Origin of the sequence: Clostridium septicum (assembly GCF_003606265.1) — a bacterium.
GTDB classification, from domain to species: Bacteria; Bacillota; Clostridia; order Clostridiales; family Clostridiaceae; genus Clostridium; species Clostridium septicum.
Genome location: NZ_CP023671.1, coordinates 2,355,713 through 2,374,005, shown reverse-complemented (window position 1 = coordinate 2,374,005; position 18,293 = coordinate 2,355,713). Strand labels below are relative to the sequence as shown.

Here is an 18,293-nt window from a genome sequence, read left to right as displayed (position 1 = left end):
CATTTTGAATCCTCTTTTTTGATAATTTAATAAATAAATTGGTATTATTTTATTATTATCCTATATTAAATCCATTTTTTCTATTATTTCATTTTGAAAACTTATTGAATATATTTAAATTCCATGATAATATAAACAAGTATTATTTGATAGATATTTAATTTTATTATATATACGTTAGTAATTTGTTACCGTTCTCATTATTTATTTGTAAATTTATTGTCGGAAAACATTATTAACACGTATGAAGGAAGGGACATTATGAGAAAAAATACTAAAGATTCGATTGTTATAGGCTTTGCCTTATTTTCTATGTTTTTTGGGGCTGGAAATTTAATTTTTCCAGCATTTCTTGGACATACTTTAGGAAAAGACTTTTTCCTTGGAATTATCGGTTTTATTATAACTGGGGTTGGACTGCCTTTACTTGCTATTCTGGCTTGTTCTAAAGGCGATGGTACTTTTGAGACTTTAGCCGGAAAAATTGATAAAAAATTTGCTGTTTTATGTACTGCTATTCTTTTTATCGCTATAGGACCAATGCTTGGTATTCCTAGAACTGCAGCAACAACTTATGAACTTACTATACATCCATTTTTCCCTAATATATCTCCATTAGTTGCTATGACGATATATTTTTTAATAAATTTATTTTTTGTACTTAGAAGTTCATCTGTAATAGATGCTATAGGAAAATATTTAACACCTGCATTATTAATTATATTAACAATAATTATTATTAAAGGAATTTTTATGCCTATAGGTGAAATTCTTAATACTAATGCTACTTCTGTTTTACCATCAGCATTATTACAAGGTTATCAAACTATGGATGCAATTGCAGCATTATTATTTGCTGGAATTATAACAACATCTCTAATTTCTAAAGGATATAAAGAAAAACAAATGCCATCTATGATTTTAAAATCTAGCTTAGTTGCTGTAATAGGACTTGCTTTTGTCTATGGTGGATTAATGTATATAGGTGCTCAGACTGTAAACTTAGCACCATCTGATATCGGAAAAACTGGATTACTTTTATTAATATCAAAGAGTGTTTTAGGTAATATTGGAACAACTCTTATAGGTGTTGCAATGGGACTTGCTTGTTTAACTACTTCAATTGGACTTTTAACCGCTGGAGCTACTTTCTTTGAAAAAGTGTCAAAAGGTAAACTTTCATTTAAGTTAAATGCCATTGTTTTAGCTATTATAAGTCTTGGAATTGCTTGCCTTGGAGTTGATAAAATAGTAGTTTTATCTGAACCAATATTAAATGTTCTATATCCGGTTTCAATAACACTTATAGTTACAACACTATTATCAAAATATATTACAAATATAAAAGCAGTAAAATTAGGTGTATATACTTCATTAATATTTGGCCTACTTTTTGCTATACCAGGTTTGAACCTTAGTTTCATCCCACTTGCTAATATAGGTTTTGGTTGGGTTTTACCTACATTACTTGCTATATGTTTAGGATACATTATATTTTCTACTCAACCTCAAATAAATGCAAATGAAATATAAATGCTATATATTAATTAAACTTTATTAATATATAACCTTTTAAATATTAAATAAATTGTTTATAGCATTAACTGAAATAAAATAGATCTCCACTAAGAACATTCTTAGTGGAGATCTATTTTTAATTAAATATAATTTCATAAAATAAGAATATTAAATTTACATTGTTACATATCCTACTGGAGCTTCAATTTCCTCTAGTGTATAAGTCCCTGCTGATAAACTTGTAGTTGCAGTTCCATCTAATCCTGTCGTAAGAGTTTGGACTATAACGCCTTCTTGAGTTTTAATTGTAAAGGTTGCTCCTTGTAAAACTTTGCTAGTATTACTTGCATCCACCTTAGTAATAGTTACTTTGCATAATTGTTTAGTATCCTTAAAAGTTAACATTACTGGTGCTTGTGGATTAAATGGTATAGTAAAATTTTGTTCTGTAGTATTTGAAACATATCCACTTGGTGGTGTAGTTTCTGTTGCAATATAATCTCCAGGTAATAAATTTATATTTCCTTGCCCATCACTACCTGTTGTTACTGTACCAAATGATTTTCCTGCAGAATTTGTAATAGTAAATACTGCGCCTTCTAGTAGCTCACTAGTTGTAGCATCTTCTTTTTTAATAATTAGTTCACCTGTTTTTTCTTTATTAGTTATATCTTGAGTCACTACTTCGTTATTAGTCTTTATAGAAAATGGAATAGGATTTGAATTTAAAACATATCCCTCTGGTACCGCCATTTCTACAAGATTATAACTACCATATGGTAAATCTAATACTGTAAATTGTCCTGAAGCGTTAGTAGTTTGAGTTGATACTACTGAACTATTTGAACTTTGTCGTATTTGGAATGTAGCACCTTGTATAGGTTTTGTTTTTTCTTCATCAGTCTTAGTTACTTGTAATGAACCCGTTATTACTGTATTTATTATATTTTCTGGTAATACTTGATTATTAGCCTTTATAGAAATAGTTATTGGATTAGTACTTGCCAAAATATATCCCTCGGGTACTTTAGATTCCTTTAAAGTATAATTCCCATATGGTAAATTTGTTATATTTGCTTCACCTAAAGAATTAGTAGTTACTGTTTGTACTACATTACCTGTTGAATCTATTACTTGTATCTGAGCTCCAACTACTGGCTTATTATTTTGATCATTTACAGTTATATTAACCGTACCTGTTATTGCTGTATCATTAACTGTTATTTCAACTGGTTTAGTTTGTTCAGGTGTTATTGTAAATTCTTTAGGATTTGTTAAAGTTGCATTTTCATTTAGATTATCAACTTCAGATTTTTTTGAATCTAAATTATTTTTTTCTTTTCTGCTTTCATTTGTTTCTATTTTCATACTCTTATCCCCTTTAAGTCAATATTTTTAATATTATTTTTATCTATCATTACTACCTATCTAAGCAAAACTTCAAACTTCTTTTCAAAATTCAGTATATTTGAGTTTTTATTCATACTTTTAATAAATAATTTATTTTAACTTGTATATATTTTACTATGCTTTAAACAAAGAGACCCTTTTTAGTGGGTCTCTTATTTAATTTTTAATACTAATATGGATATGAAAATCCATTTATCTTTATATCTCTAGATAGTAACTCCGATGTCTTTCCTGCCATTACTGTTATTCTTCTTCTTGTTCTGCATATTCCATATCCAATTGGTGCTTTTATTTCTATTACATAATAAATTCCTGCTGGTAAACTTACCTCTGCAATTCCTTGATTATTAGTTACAACTGTTTTTACTATATTTCCATTACAATCAACTATCTGGAATTGAGCTCCTGGTAAAACTTCACCTATATTACACAAATCTACTTTTGTTATTTTTAATATACCATTATTATTTACTGGCGGTATTATTTTATAATTTGGAAAATCACAAGAATTGTAACAACAAGGATTACATTTACAGAAATTATTTAGTTTTCTATTTCTAGATAATAATTCTGATGTCTTTCCTGCCATTACTGTTATTCTTCTTCTTGTTCTGCATATTCCATATCCAATTGGTGCTTTTATTTCTATTACATAATAAATTCCTGCTGGTAAACTTACCTCTGCAACCCCTTGATTATTGGTTACAACTGTTTTTACTATATTGCCCTTAGAATTAATTATTTGGAATTTAGCGCCTGGTAGAACTTCACCTATATTGCATAAGTCTACCTTAGTTATTTTTAGAATACCATTATTATTTACTGGTGGTGTTATCGCTTGATTCGTTACGTTAGCCATAACAACTTCATTGCTTGTATTTATTTCAAATAATATTGGAGTTGTATTGCTTTGATATCCCTTTGGAGCACAAACTTCTTGATAAGTGTAACTACCATAAGGTAAACTAAAGCATAATTTTCCTTGACTATTTGTCCAACCACAAGCAACTATATTATTCTGATTATTCCTTATAACAAATTTTGCACATGACAATGGTGCTTCTGTTATTGCATCTATTTTTGTTATTTCTAAAGATCCTTCTATTGCTTGGTTTACTATCTTTGCTGTTACTACTTGCCCATTTGTTTTTATACTAAATGGTACTGGTGTACTATCTAGTACATATCCTGTTGGTGCTACTGTTTCTACATAAGTGTAGTTTCCTGCTGGAAGATTATTTATTGTTAACTTACCTTTACTATTTGTTGTTCCCGTTCCTACTACTTTTCCTGCTAAATTTAATACATTAAATGTTGCTCCTTGTAACGGTGCTTTAGTTATAGCATCTATTTTTGTTATTTCCAATGATCCCTGAATTGGTTTATTAGCTATAGTTAAATTTAATGGTGTTGTTTGTCCTTGATTAATAGTGAATTGTTTAACTCCTGAACTTGAATTAAAATTTGTTGATTCCAAATTTTTAGTTTCTTTTTCAGTTTCATTTGTCTCTGGTTTCATGATCTCATTCCCCTTTTAGTTACTTTTTAATTGTTTTTCATGAGAGCATTACTTCTATACTTACGAAGTCACTTTAAATAATTTCTACAAATTATTTATTGACAAATTATACAATTTAACAATATATTACTTAAACTCTCCTATCATTTCTAATAGAATTTTCTCTTCTACTAATTAACTTATGAATAAAGATAAAAAATTGCTATTAACTAAATTATTTTTATTAATTTATAGTTTAATTTGTAAAAATAGCTCTTTTTTTGCTTATTATTTAAACTAATAAGTTTTTTTATATAAATATTAATACTATTGCAATTGTCTAATTAATATTTGCTAAATAAATTATAGAAAAATAGTTATAGTATAAATATCTTATATATCAACACTATAACTATCCATAAATTCTAATTAATTACTCCTTCTGAGTTATTTACAACTTGAATTATTATATTGCTATTATCCTCTATAAATAAATCGTCTGATAATAGAATATTTGATCTATTATTAATATTTTTATCTAGTTTGTTTTTATTTATATTATTAATATTTTCTTCAATAAATATATTATCTACATTTGCAATTATTGTAACATTAAAATGATCTCCGTAATTAATATCTCCTTTATCATTAAAAAATGTTATTGTATTATCGTCCTCTATTTTATAAGTGAAGTTATCCGGTACATCAACTGATAAAATTTTTATATTATTATCAAGTTTCTCACTAAAAAATATATAATTCTCATTAAAATACCCATAACTTTTAAACTCCATATTGTAGTTTATTCTTTTATTTTTATTATCATCTAAATCTTCTAATACTACACTTTTATTGGCGTTTAATACTCCTGAATTTAATTTATACTTTATAGTTAAACTTAAACTATCAGTTATATTATTATAATTTATTATTGTTTTATCCAGATAAGTTTTTTTAATTTCACAAACCTTAAGGTTATAAAACACATAATAACAACTATTAGTATTTCCAATATTTAAGATAATTTTATCTTCCTTTATTTTTATGAAATCTTTACTTCGTAACCATTTTAAGTCTTTTTCTTTATATATTCCAATTACAAAACTTTCAGGTATATAGCTCATTCCTTCTGGAAAAATAATATCTATAACCATATTACTTATTTTATCTTCAGATTTATTTATTTTCATAATACAACTTACACTTGATCCGATTCCTTCTACTACATACTCTTTATTTCCATATTTATTTATAAAACTATCTGGTGAAATAATCTCTTTATAAATAATAGATTTCTCTTGCTTCTTCTCATCTTTAGTTTTCAATACTCTCTCATCCCCTACTTAATTTGATATATTCGTTATACTATATAATATGTGTATTAATTTTTTTGTGATTTATCATATTAATAGATGAACTTATAAAAACATAAAATAAACATTCGAAATTCTCTATTACTTCAATTTAATTGAATTACAACTAGTATATTGTAATAATACATATATCTGTAAGTATTATTACAATATACTAATTTTATTAAATTTATTTTACAAAAAAGTAAGTGATACTTTTTAGCATCACTTACTTCTAAAAAATTAAATAAATTTTTTTATCTTTTAAACTCATATATTATATTTCCCATTTTCTTTAAATCTTCCTTTTTTATATTAAATATCTCATCAAATAAGTGTTGTTTTAAAATAATTAATCCATCGCTTTCCTTTTTCTTTTGCAATACTAACTCCTGGCATACACCTATAGTTACAATTGCTACTAAAATCGCTTTTATCATTTCTGCCTTTGTAGAAGTTACCGCCATGCCAGTAGCAATTAATCCGCTAAATATAGTATTAATACTATATATTTTTTCAAATATTACATCTCCATTCATTATAAAAAATTCACTAAATCCATCTGTTACATAATACTCTTTATCTACTACCACCACTATATTTCTAAATTTTCTTGCCACATTTTTTATTTCTGATCTTATTTCACAATTTCCCTTTATTGTTATGTCAATGGAATCAATATTATTTATATTACTTTCACTATCAACTAACCTCTTAAATTCTGAGAGTTTTCCCTTTACTATATTTATATTGTATCTTGTTAAAAACCTTAAAGCTGTATCTTGTCTAAAAAAAGACATGTCTATTCCATCTATATCTAATAATACTGGAATATTTTTCTTTCTTACTGCCTTTAGTGATTTTTCCATTGCTTCTACCCTATTACTATCTAATGTTCCCAAATTTAATAACAATCCTTTAGAATTGCAAGCTATTTCATTAACTTCTTCTATTCCCTGAGCTATTATAGGCTTACCGCTGTAACATAAAATACTTTGTACTAAGTCATTTATAGTAACCAAATTAGAAATACAATGTATAAGAGGTTTGCTATCCTTTTGAATGTCTAAAATATCGGTTAAAGCCTCTATATTAATTTGCATATTTTTTCCCTCTCTAAAATAGGAACAAATATTAAGTTTATTTTATAATATTCTAATGTACTTAGATATGTTAAAACTTTATATGCTTGTCTAATTTTTTTTTAATAAAATTCTTACGCTATGTATTTTAATTAAAATATATGCTATTATCCCACCAAATAAAGAGCTTAATGAAAAAGGAACTACATAGAAAAACAACGCTACATCCTTTCCTAAAATTATAGATGCTATTGGAAATGCTACTATAGCTCCTAGTATTCCAGTTCCTATGATTTCTCCTATTAAAGCACCTTCTACTTTATTAAATTTACTATATATGAATCCATCTAAAAATGCCCCTATCATACTTCCTGGAAATGCAAGTAAACTACCTGTCCCCAATATATTTCTTAATAATGATGTTACAAATGCAGTTCCTACTCCATAAACCTGTCCTATAGTAACTGCTGATAATACATTAATAAAATGTTGTACTGGTGATATTTTAGCTCCTAAAAATGGTATTGAAAATGTACCTAATATAGTAGATATAGCTACTAATATACCACTTAATGCCAGTTTTTTTGTTGAAATTTTTTCTTTGTTCATTTTTTCTCCTTTAATTCTAAATTAATAAAAAAGGTATAGCCATAGCTATACCTTAATTAAACATAATAATATATAAATTATTAGTGCTTTCCTACGATGGTTCTAGCCATATCAGGTTCAAGGGTTTAGAAAATTTTATTTTCAATCTCAGCTAAAACATAGCTCCCCTAGCTCTAAATAAACTTTAATTTAATTTTAACCTCTACTTTTCTCCAAATACTTTCTTTTTAAGTTCAAGTCCAGCTTTAGTAATAGCCACTCCACCAAGAGCTGTTTCTCTTAAAGCAGCTGGTAAACTCTTTCCAACTTTATACATAGCCGATACAGTATCATCAAATGGAATTTTTGATTCAACTCCCGCCATAACCAAATCCGCTGTACATAAAGCACTTATTGCTCCTGATGAATTTCTCTTAGCACATGGTATTTCAACAAGTCCAGCAACTGGATCACAAACTAAACCTAAAACATTTTTAAGAACAATTGCCCCTGCATCTAATGCCATTTTAGGAGTTCCTCCCATCATTTCAACTACTGCTGCTGATGCCATTGCTGCTGCTGAGCCACATTCTGCTTGACATCCACCTTCTGCGCCGGCAAGTGTTGCATTCATCCCTATAATCATCCCAACTGCTGATGCTGCAAACAATGCCTCTATAAGTTCTTTATCATTTTTCCCTAATTTCTCTCCTGCTGATAAGATAACCGATGGAACTATTCCGCAAGATCCTGCTGTTGGACATGCCACAATTTTCCCCATAGAAGCATTAACCTCTGAAGATGATAAAGCCATAGCCATAGCCATTATCATTGTATCCCCTGTTAAAGACTTACCACTTTCTAAGTACTTTTGCAGCTTATATGCATCTCCTCCTATAAGTCCACTTACAGAATAAACAGCCTTTTCTCTGCCTTCCATAGCTCCAACTTTCATTACCTCAAGATTTTTTCTCATCTTTTCATAAACTTCATCTCTTGATAATTCATTATTCTCCATTTCAAATCTTATAGCATACTCACTTAAATTTATATTTTCATTATTGCAAATTTCTAATAATTCTTCTCCTGATCTTGCAAACATATCATTCACCATCCTTTGCCGGATTAATCATTATTACTTTTTTTATTGAATCTATCTTTTTTATTTCTTCTATCATTTCCTTTGGCATTGAATGATCAACCTCAAAAACCATAGTAGCTTCTTTTCCTTTTTGACTTCTAAAAACCTTCATAAATGCTATATTTATATCATCTTTATAAAGAATTGCTGTAACTTTGGATACTGCACCTGGTATATCCATATGAGATATTATTAATGTGGGATAAGCACCTGTGAATTCAACATTATTTCCATTTACCTCTGATATTTGAATGCTTCCTCCACCTATTGATGATCCTATTATTTCATATTTCTCTTCTTTTTTTCCTTTAATTAATATCTTAACTGTATTGGGATGAGCATCTCCTAAATCAGCTTCTTCAAAGCTTACTTTTATCCCTTGCTTTTCTGCAATTTCAATCGCATCTCTTAACCTAATATCAGAAGGTTCCATTCCTAATATTCCAGCTACTAAAGCTCTATCCGTTCCATGTCCTTTGTACGTCTTTCCAAAAGAGCCATGTAACAAAAATCTAACTTCTTTTATATCACCTTCTGATACAGCTCTAGCAACTTTTCCAAGCCTTGCTGCTCCTGCAGTATGAGAGGAAGATGGACCTATCATTATTGGCCCCATTATATCAAATACACCAACATCTTTCATAATATTTCTCCTTATCATAAGTAGTTTAACTATCTAAAATCGTAATAATATTATTGAAAATTAGTTTTCAAATAATAATTTATATTATTAAGTTTACGAAATTTTTTTGTATCTTACAAGAATTTCATAATTAATATTTATAGAAAATACTTCCCCCTATAAACTCTCTTAAAATACTGTTTTCAGGAACAGATTCTTTTTCTATTTCTTTGAAAAATCCTAAAAATGCTTTTAATCTAGTTGCTTGTATATATACAGGACTTTCTGGCTTTATTTTTTCAAGCTCTTCTAAGGCATATTTTTTTAGTACACATAATTCATAAACTAGAGTTGAATTAAACATTACATCTGCTTCTTCTTGATAAACAAATATATTTTTTTCTTCTCCTCTCTTTATTGAAGGCCACATTTTTAATGTTTCTTCTGCCCCATATCCTCTTGATAAATAATCTCTAACCATTCTTCTAATTCTTCTTATATCAGTAGTTGCAATTCTATTATGATTATCTAAATTTAATTGTGTTAATGCTGATATATAAATTTTAAATTTATTTTTATCTTCAATAGATTTAGTAAGTATTGGATTTAGTCCGTGTATTCCTTCTATTACTATTATGCCATTTTGAGGTAACTTTAATTTATTATTTACCCATTCTCTTTTACCCTTTTTAAAATTATATGATGGAATCTCTACCTCTTCTCCATGAAGTAATTTATTTAAATCTTTATTAAATAATTCTAAATCTAAAGAATATATGCTTTCAAAATCAGGCTCCCCATTTTCATCTAAAGGAGTTTCTTCTCTATTTACAAAGTAATCATCTAAAGATATAGGTATTGGTATATAGCCATTTACTCTTAATTGAATTCCTAATCTATTTGCAAATGTTGTTTTTCCAGATGAACTTGGACCTGCTATAAGAACAACTTTAGTTTCCTTCTTATTAGTTATCATATCTGCTATATTAGCTATTTTTTTCTCATGTAAAGCTTCTGATATCATTATAAGGTCTTTAACTTCACTACTATCTACTTTTTTATTTAAAGAACCTACTTCACCCACTTCTAATATATCAAGCCATCTTTCTGTTTCTAGAAATATTTGAGCTAACTTTTTATTTTCTTTATATGGTGGTAACTCATTTAAGTTTTTTTCTTCAGGGGTTCTTAAAATAAAACCTGGATCATAATACATTAAATCAAAAGCCTTAACTATCCCTGTAGAATATGCCATTTGACCATAGAAATAATCATATCTTCCATCTAAATTATATAAATTTACTGTTTCAAAATTAACATAATTTAACAATAAAACTTTATCTTCCATTCCATAGTTTTTAAATATTTCTATTGCTTTCTCTTTTTTAATCTTTACTTTCTTTATAGGAATATCACTTTTTATTATTTCAATCATCCTATTCTTAATCTTTAAAATATCATCTTTACTTAAAACTTCTTCTTTGTGAATTTCTCCAAATAATCCTTTATTTATACTATGCTCAATTGTTATTCTTGAATTTCCAAACAAATCTAAAGCAGCTTTAATAAATATAAATTGAAGTGTTCTTGAATATATTTTCATTCCTATAACACTATCAAATTTTAATATTTCTAAATTACCACTTTCCTCTATATTCTTACTTAACTCATGATAATTGCCATTTAATCTGCATAAAGCTATATCATGATAATCTAACTTTAATTTCGACTCTAAAAAATCCTTAAAAGTAGTTTCTTCTCCTACTTCTAAGATTTTATTTTCATAATAAATTTTAAAAATTCTCATTTAAATCCCTCCAGATTTAATACATTTCTACATATAAAAAATCAATCTTTATGTATATTATACTACGATTTGAAAAAAGTAACCAAATCAAACAACTTAATTAAAAACTCTTTTTCCTAAATCTATTATAACCATAATTTTTAGAATAAAAATACAAATCCTATGAAATACTACTTTAGAGAGGTGATTGGTAAAATGTTTATAGTACTTATAAGAACTATTATACTTTATGCATTAGTAGTATTTGTCATGAGGCTTATGGGAAAAAGACAAATTGGTGAGCTACAACCATATGAATTTGTAATAACAATTATGATTTCAGATTTAGCAGCATTACCAATGCAAGATACCAGATTACCCTTAATTTTAGGTGTTATACCAATAATCACTTTATTATTTGTAAAAACTTTATTAACCCAATTACAGCTTAAAAGTCAATTAGCTAGAAAGATAATAGAAGGTGAACCAAGTATTTTAATTTGTCGTGGAAAAGTAAATTTTTCTGCATTAAAAAAACAACAAATTAATCTTGATGAGCTTATGGAAGAACTAAGACTAGCAGGATATTTTGATCTTAGCGAAATAGAGTATGCTATATTGGAAAATAATGGTCAACTTTCATTTTTGACATCTCAAAGCTCTTCTAGCTCTTCAAATTCTACTGATTGTAGTAATACACAATCTAATAGTAACGGAAACTCTAGCGATCAAACTAATACCTCTAATAGTAATAAATCTAATTCTTCAAAAAATCAATCTAAGCCTAGATTGCCAATTATATACGTATTAGATGGTGAAGTTAATAACAATGCTTTGACTTCTTCTGGGAAAAATAAAGTGTGGGTAAAAAACGAACTAAAAAAACACAAAATCGATTCTATAGATAAAGTTCTACTTGCAATGACAGATACTACTGGAAAATTTATATATCAACTTTATGATGACTATGAAAAGGGGTGTAAGCAATGAAAAATACTATTATTTCAATAATGCTTTTTCTTCTTTTAATAGGAGCTCTCTTTTATCTTGATACTGATTTTATCTCTTTATGTGATGAAATCATTATTAAATGTGAAAAAATAGAAGATTCTTTAGATAATAATGATAAATCATTTGCTTATGACCAAGCTGTAGAATTACTAGGGCTTATAAAAGAAAAAAGTACAATTCCAGCTATTTATTTAAATCATGTTGATTATGATACATTAATGAATGAATCTTTAAAGCTATCTTTGTATATTAAAGGAAATGATAGAGCCGAATCCTTATCTTCAGTTCATCTATTAAGATATTCTGCCGAACATCTTAAAGATTTACAGAAACCAAATTTTAAAAACCTTTTATAAATATTTTTTACAGTAGATTTAAATTGTTTACGATAATTTAAATCTACTTTTTTTACAAATATAATATTTTCCCAACAAATCTCTTCCAAAATATGTTATTATAATATAGATTTACATAACTTATTTGCAAAGGAGAATTTTATAATGATAAGAAAAACATTATCAATTATTTTATCATCATTTATGCTAATAACTCTAGTTAGTTGTAATAGTCCTAAATCTAATAATGAAGCTAACTCTAATAATCCTAGTACTGAAGAAAAAATTCCTGAAAAGCCTAAAGAAGAAGAGAATACTCCTGAGCCTATAGTATCATTTGATGCTTTTGGAAAAACTTATACTTCCTCTAAAGATATAAAAACTATAGAAAAATCAACAGATATTTATAATATAGAATATCCTTATGTTGCTGGAGAATTTAAGGAAATAGATTTTGCTAAGGATTTATTAACAGAATATGTTAATGAAAATCCAGAAGTATATACTCATCTAGTTTCTTTTGATTCTTCTAATAAAAATGGAATTACTCCAATTACTGAAGTAGATAAAACTAATTTACAAGCTGATTTAGAATCTCTTAGAAATCAAATGCATATGTCTGAAGGCGAAGCTATGGCCCTTTCTTTGGATACTGTTACATTTGAAGGACCAAGCAATAAAACAAATACAGGAATAACTCTAAAAATAAGAGTTGCTATATCTAAAGTTGGTGCTTATGCAGTTCCGTTTAATTCTTATACAGTTACATTATTTGAACAAGATGGAAAACTAGTAGCTCACTTATTCTAGTATATTAAAAACAGCCCTGAAAATATTCTTTCAGGACTGTTTTTATATTATTACAACTTATTCTATATAATTTACTCTAAAATCTTATCAGTTATAAAATTCACTTCATATTCATCTATAATATTATCCTTATTTAAGTCATATTCTTTTTTATTTTGTCCATAATATTTTGATACTAAAGCAACATCACCTATATCATATTTACCATTAGAATTAAAGTCTCCTGGCATTTCCACTTCTGCCATGCTTGCATCAACCAAAGCATACGTTATCTGTCCATCTGGCCTACCTCCATGTGAATTCTCTCCCTTTAATCTATAAGATAAAGTATGCTCTCCATATGCCAACTCTTCACTTTCAAATAAAGTTACATTAGTTTTTCTACTTTCAGCATATTGATCTACATCTACATATTCTCCTCCATCTATAGAAACTTGGAATATCCCATGGTTAGGATCCACTGCTCCTACTAATGATATTTTTCTACCAATAAACTTTATTGTAAATGTTGAATTCATATCATTAGTCCACATTCCTCCACTTTCTTGATTCCATCCATTACTTAAATTGAACTTATAAAGTTCATCTCCTACATCAGCTGTTTCTATTTTTATAAGTTCATCATCTTCTATAGTTACCTTTGATTGCGTATCAAATCCCAATATAGCTCCACCTATAGGATCACTTAATTTTAAAAAGAAGTATCTTGACTCTTCTAAATTTTTATTATCTATTATATTTATCTCGAAAGTCTTTTCTTTTTCTCCTTCGTTAAATGCCAATGTTCCTGACCATGTTTGATAATCCTTTGCATTTAATGCAGTTCCTGGTAATGTTTCATAGTTTATCTCTGCTCTTCCTGTACTGCCACCTTTTCTTATAACCTTAAATATAGCTTTACCTATATTCTCTTTAACTGTATAAGAGATTTCTTCCATTTCAAACATACCTTTTCCACCATTATTTAATATAAAGGCTCCATCTGTATGAATAGCCACGCCCCTTGAGTTTTGATTTTTTCTTCCACTACATTTAATAACAACTTCATGTTCTCCATCATCTAAATCTGGTGATTCATATAAAATACTTTGGTTTATTCTATTTTCTGAATAAGTATCAACGTCAACTGCTTCTGCACCATCTATTGATATTTCTGCTATTCCATGAGATGGATCTTTAGCCCCAGATAAATAAAATTTAGTACCATTAAATTTTATTCTAACGGTTGCACCTGTTGTTGTTGTATAATGGGAATCCCCTCCTCTATCCCTATCAAGAGTTTCATGAACCCATCCATTACTAAAATTAAATTCTCCAATTCCACTTCCTTTATTTCCATCATTTAAGAAATCTAATCCTTCTGGTGGTCCTGATGGTAATTCTATATTCGTAGGTTGTTTATACACCCCTACATTATTTATTAAAGGAGTTGCTAACGACCTTTTTATATTAATTTTAATTTTTGATGCTGTTGCAGGTGGGATTCTAACTAGTCTTTTATATCCTATTGTTTTTCCTTCAAATACTTTTTTCCATGCATTACCTTCAAATACTTCAATATCAAATTCTGCTACTCTTTGACCAAGTGGTATATATTCTTGAAGATTAATAACATCAAACTCTTTTTCTTCACCTAAATTAATTTCTATACTACCAGTCTTATCTGAATTATTAGGTGCCCAATAAGTATCATAATTATTATCTATTATTTTATCTGCCGAAAATTTTTCATTATTTCCTGCCACATTTTCTGCTATTACATTACTTCCTAAAGCTAAATCATTATTAAAAGTGTTTTTTATTGCATCCCCAAATTCTTTAATTCGTTTAACATCATACTCATGTAGTTTTCCTCTTTTATCTGGTGGTATATTTAATAGTAATACTGAATTTCTACCCACTGACTTAAAATAAATATCCATAAGCTTCTCTAATGATTTAACATCATTATCTTGATTCGCATGATAAAACCAACCTGGCCTTATTGAAACATCTGATTCTCCTACTACCCAGTCAGGTCCATTTTCCTCGCCGGTATTTAAATAACTTGGAATTTCCTGTTGTCTCATTTTTTCTATATCTATTGTTGACCAACAAGGTTCACCTGCATATCCACTTTCATTTCCAATCCACCTAGCATCAGGACCTACTTGACTCCATATAATACAATTAGGTTGTTTTTCTTTAATTAATTTAAACCATCTTTCAAAATCATAATCTTGAACTACGTTAGACCCCTTCGCTCCATCCATCCATATCTCTGATATTTCTCCATAATTTTCTAAAAGTTCAGTTAATTGATTAACGTAAAAATCATTATAATCTCCCCCATTACCTTCTCCGTAATCATTAGAATTTTGATCCCATGGTGATAGATATAACCCAAACTTTAGTCCATATTTTGAACAGGCCTCTGCAACTTCTTTAACTACATCTCCTTTTCCATCTTTCCAAGGACTATTTTCTAAGTCATGTTCTGTTGTCTTAGTTGGCCATAAACAAAATCCATCATGATGTTTTGCCGTTAAAATTACTTTTTTAAATCCTGCATCAGCTAATGTTTTTATCCATTGATTTGCGTCAAGCTCTGTTGGATTGAAAAGTGATGGTGATTCCTTTCCATTTCCCCACTCGCTTCCTGTAAATGTATTCATTCCAAAATGAATAAATGTTGTTAATTCTTCTTTTTGATAATCAAGCTGCAATTCTGTAGGTGTTGGACCATATGCCGCTTCTACATCTTCTGAAACTGTATTTCTTGTAACAGAAGCAAAAGCTTGTACCCCAGTTGCTAAAAAACAAAGAGTCATCGTTGAAGCAAATAACTTAAATAAAGCTTTCCTTTTCATTTAAATCCCCCTTAAAATACTTTTATTACCAATTAAAAATATTCTCTATAAATTTTAATATCCCTTCTAAATTTTTGAATTTTCTGAATAATTTTACTTTTTTTTGTGCTAACTAAAAAAACATCTCATAATATTTAAATATGAGATGTTTTTTAGTTTTATAATTTTTATTATACTCTCTACTTATACATATATAGTAACTCTAAAATATTTAACTATATAAATTTTATTTTAATAATTAAATCTTGAATTTCTCTATAAGTATTTTTAAATTTTCTGCATAGGTATTTAAAGTTTCTGATTGAATAGTCATTTCTTGTAAACTTGACGCTTGCTCCTCAGTTGCTGCACTTACCTCTTCTGTAATTGTAGCTGATTCTTCAGATACTGTAGCAACTTCTGAGATTTTATTAACAACAATATTCTTATTATCATTTATTACTGATAAAGAGTTTGTGAATAATTTTATTGTCTTTTCTAATTCATTCATCATTTCATCTATTACTTTAAATTTATCCTTAGTTATATCTAAGCTACCTACTGTTTTTTCATTTAAATCTTCTGTAATTTTAGTTTCTTTATAAAGCTCATCTATGCTAGATTTTATTTCTTCTATAACTTTATTTATTTCTTTAGCTGATTTTGCAGATTCCTCTGCTAATTTTCTCACTTCTTCTGCTACAACCGCAAATCCACGTCCTACTTCTCCAGCTCTGGCCGCCTCTATACTTGCATTTAATGCTAAAAGGCTAGTTTGATCTGTTATCGAACCTATAGTATCAATTATTTTTACAATTTCTTCTGATTTATTCGCTAATATATCTACTTTTGAAGATATATTATTACTAGCTTTTCTATTTTCCTCATAACTATCACTTAAATTTTCTATAGCAACTGTACCTTGTAATGTTGAACTCTTAACTTTATCTGAAGCCTCTAGCATATATTTTGAATTGTTTATAGACTTATTAACTTCAGCTTCTAAATTATTTACTACATTTACAGTTATATCTAATTCAGTTGCCTGATTTGTAGAACCTTCTGCTATCTGTTGTACAGATTTAGCTACTTCTTCACCTACATTACTTGATTCTCTTATTATTCCAAATAAAGTAGTAGATCCTTCCTTAACATAATCTGAAGCTTCTTTAACTCCTGTTAATAATATTTTCATATCATCAATTAAGGAATTTAAAGCAACAATAATTGAACTTATTTCTAAATTATAATAACTTTTTTCTTCAACCTTTTCGGTAAAATCACCACTTTTTATTTTTTCTAAAATATTTACAACACTCTTAATTGGATGAGTTAATCTATCTGCAAATAACTTTGTAGCTATACCAGTAAATATAATAACTAAAATAAGTATTACTATTGGTATTATCATTCCATTTATTATATTTTTAATAATTTGCTCATTAGGTATAAATACTATCATACTTAAATTCGTAATATTATCTATTTTTTTATAAACAATATATTCTTTATTATCAATACTAATTTTTTCAGTTTGATTGTTATTAATCTTCTTAACTTTCTCTATCCACGGTAAGTCATTACCACTTTTCCCTATCAAACTTTTATCCTTATGAGCAAGAATAAATCCATCTTCACTCATTATACCTTGAAATGCATTATTACCTAAATCTATTTCATTAATGATATCTGATACTTTATCTAACTTCTTATCTAATGCTACAACACCCTGAATTTCACCATTATCATTTTTTACAGCTTTAGAATATGTAATAACAATCTTATTGTTTTCTATGTCTATATATGGTTTTGATAACACTGTCTCTGAAGGATGCTCTAATGCATTACGATACCATTCTCTTTGCCTTGGATCAAAATCGCTACTTAATGTGGTATCCGGTTTAGAAATATATTTTCCATTTTTAGTTCCAATATAAACCCACGTTATATCCTCAGTAGTTTTAATATATCCATCTAAAATTTCATTTAAAGTTTTTTCCTCATTATTTTTATTAGTAACTATTCCTTTAGCATTAGGATCTAAAGCTAAATAATCAATATCAGCAATACTAGTTTTATGACTATTTACTAACGCCTGTCTTACAGCTTCTGTTCCACTTTCTATATTATTGCTTAATTGCTTCCTTAAATTTTTATTTATAATATAGAAATTAGATAAGCTTATCACAAAAATTGGTATTATAGACGTTAAAAGCAACAGTTGCAATATCTCTCCCTTTAAACTTTTTTTACTACAACCTCTCATATTATCCCCCTTTTTATAATTTTCGATCTGTTAAGTTATATGAACA

Annotated in this window: 14 protein-coding genes and 1 riboswitch; of the genes, 4 read left to right on the top strand and 10 right to left on the bottom strand. The window is 27.8% G+C overall.

Translation table 11 applies throughout. From position 1 onward, the window contains the following. Window positions 1-261 precede the first annotated feature (261 nt). Window positions 262-1,533 (top strand): branched-chain amino acid transport system II carrier protein, encoded by a 1,272-nt coding sequence (gene brnQ, locus CP523_RS10885; RefSeq protein WP_066677625.1) that lies wholly within the window; start codon window positions 262-264, stop codon window positions 1,531-1,533. A gap of 159 nt (window positions 1,534-1,692) precedes the next feature. On the opposite strand, the gene CP523_RS10880 is transcribed toward brnQ, so the two are convergent. From CP523_RS10880 to CP523_RS10845, 8 genes are all read right to left on the bottom strand, one after another. Continuing rightward, window positions 1,693-2,886 carry a SpaA isopeptide-forming pilin-related protein gene (locus CP523_RS10880; RefSeq protein ID WP_066677623.1) on the bottom strand — a complete coding sequence of 398 codons (1,194 nt, stop codon included), beginning with the start codon at window positions 2,884-2,886 and terminating at the stop codon, window positions 1,693-1,695. A gap of 211 nt (window positions 2,887-3,097) precedes the next feature. Continuing rightward, on the bottom strand, window positions 3,098-4,447 hold the full coding sequence (locus tag CP523_RS10875; protein ID WP_066677622.1) for a SpaA isopeptide-forming pilin-related protein: 1,350 nt from the start codon (window positions 4,445-4,447) through the stop codon (window positions 3,098-3,100). 404 nt (window positions 4,448-4,851) lie between these two features. Beyond that, on the bottom strand, window positions 4,852-5,751 hold the full coding sequence (locus CP523_RS10870) for a hypothetical protein (RefSeq protein ID WP_066677621.1): 900 nt from the start codon (window positions 5,749-5,751) through the stop codon (window positions 4,852-4,854). 284 nt (window positions 5,752-6,035) lie between these two features. Continuing rightward, the gene (locus tag CP523_RS10865) at window positions 6,036-6,881 is read right to left on the bottom strand and encodes a hydroxyethylthiazole kinase (protein ID WP_066677619.1); all 846 of its coding nucleotides are present in this window, start codon (window positions 6,879-6,881) and stop codon (window positions 6,036-6,038) included. Window positions 6,882-6,971: 90 nt separating this feature from the next. After that, on the bottom strand, window positions 6,972-7,469 hold the full coding sequence (gene thiW / locus CP523_RS10860) for an energy coupling factor transporter S component ThiW (protein ID WP_066677617.1): 498 nt from the start codon (window positions 7,467-7,469) through the stop codon (window positions 6,972-6,974). 71 nt (window positions 7,470-7,540) lie between these two features. Then, window positions 7,541-7,648: riboswitch (TPP riboswitch) on the bottom strand. A 23-nt stretch (window positions 7,649-7,671) separates the two neighbouring features. Continuing rightward, window positions 7,672-8,550 (bottom strand): L-serine ammonia-lyase, iron-sulfur-dependent, subunit alpha, encoded by an 879-nt coding sequence (gene sdaAA, locus CP523_RS10855; protein ID WP_066677613.1) that lies wholly within the window; start codon window positions 8,548-8,550, stop codon window positions 7,672-7,674. A gap of 1 nt (window position 8,551) precedes the next feature. Beyond that, window positions 8,552-9,232 (bottom strand): L-serine ammonia-lyase, iron-sulfur-dependent subunit beta, encoded by a 681-nt coding sequence (sdaAB, locus tag CP523_RS10850; RefSeq protein ID WP_120140850.1) that lies wholly within the window; start codon window positions 9,230-9,232, stop codon window positions 8,552-8,554. Window positions 9,233-9,362: 130 nt separating this feature from the next. Next, entirely contained in the window at window positions 9,363-11,018 is a 1,656-nt protein-coding gene (locus tag CP523_RS10845; protein WP_066677609.1) for a nucleoside kinase, read from the bottom strand. 195 nt (window positions 11,019-11,213) lie between these two features. Here CP523_RS10845 and CP523_RS10840 point away from each other — a divergent pair, with 195 nt between their 5' ends. The 3 genes from CP523_RS10840 to CP523_RS10830 all read left to right on the top strand — a co-directional run bounded on the left by CP523_RS10840 (window position 11,214) and on the right by CP523_RS10830 (window position 13,153). Beyond that, on the top strand, window positions 11,214-11,987 hold the full coding sequence (locus tag CP523_RS10840; protein ID WP_066677605.1) for a YetF domain-containing protein: 774 nt from the start codon (window positions 11,214-11,216) through the stop codon (window positions 11,985-11,987). Next, window positions 11,984-12,364: a DUF4363 family protein gene (locus CP523_RS10835; protein WP_066677603.1), complete on the top strand. Its 381-nt coding sequence runs from the start codon at window positions 11,984-11,986 to the stop codon at window positions 12,362-12,364. The genes CP523_RS10840 and CP523_RS10835 overlap by 4 nt, the downstream gene beginning before the upstream one ends. Before the next feature lie 144 nt (window positions 12,365-12,508). Continuing rightward, window positions 12,509-13,153, top strand: coding sequence for a hypothetical protein (locus CP523_RS10830; protein ID WP_066677601.1), 645 nt, complete (start codon window positions 12,509-12,511; stop codon window positions 13,151-13,153). Window positions 13,154-13,224: 71 nt separating this feature from the next. On the opposite strand, the gene CP523_RS10825 is transcribed toward CP523_RS10830, so the two are convergent. Beyond that, window positions 13,225-16,002 carry an alpha-L-fucosidase gene (locus CP523_RS10825; RefSeq protein ID WP_066677600.1) on the bottom strand — a complete coding sequence of 926 codons (2,778 nt, stop codon included), beginning with the start codon at window positions 16,000-16,002 and terminating at the stop codon, window positions 13,225-13,227. A 238-nt stretch (window positions 16,003-16,240) separates the two neighbouring features. Beyond that, on the bottom strand, window positions 16,241-18,247 hold the full coding sequence (locus CP523_RS10820) for a methyl-accepting chemotaxis protein (protein ID WP_066677599.1): 2,007 nt from the start codon (window positions 18,245-18,247) through the stop codon (window positions 16,241-16,243). Window positions 18,248-18,293: the final 46 nt, after the last annotated feature.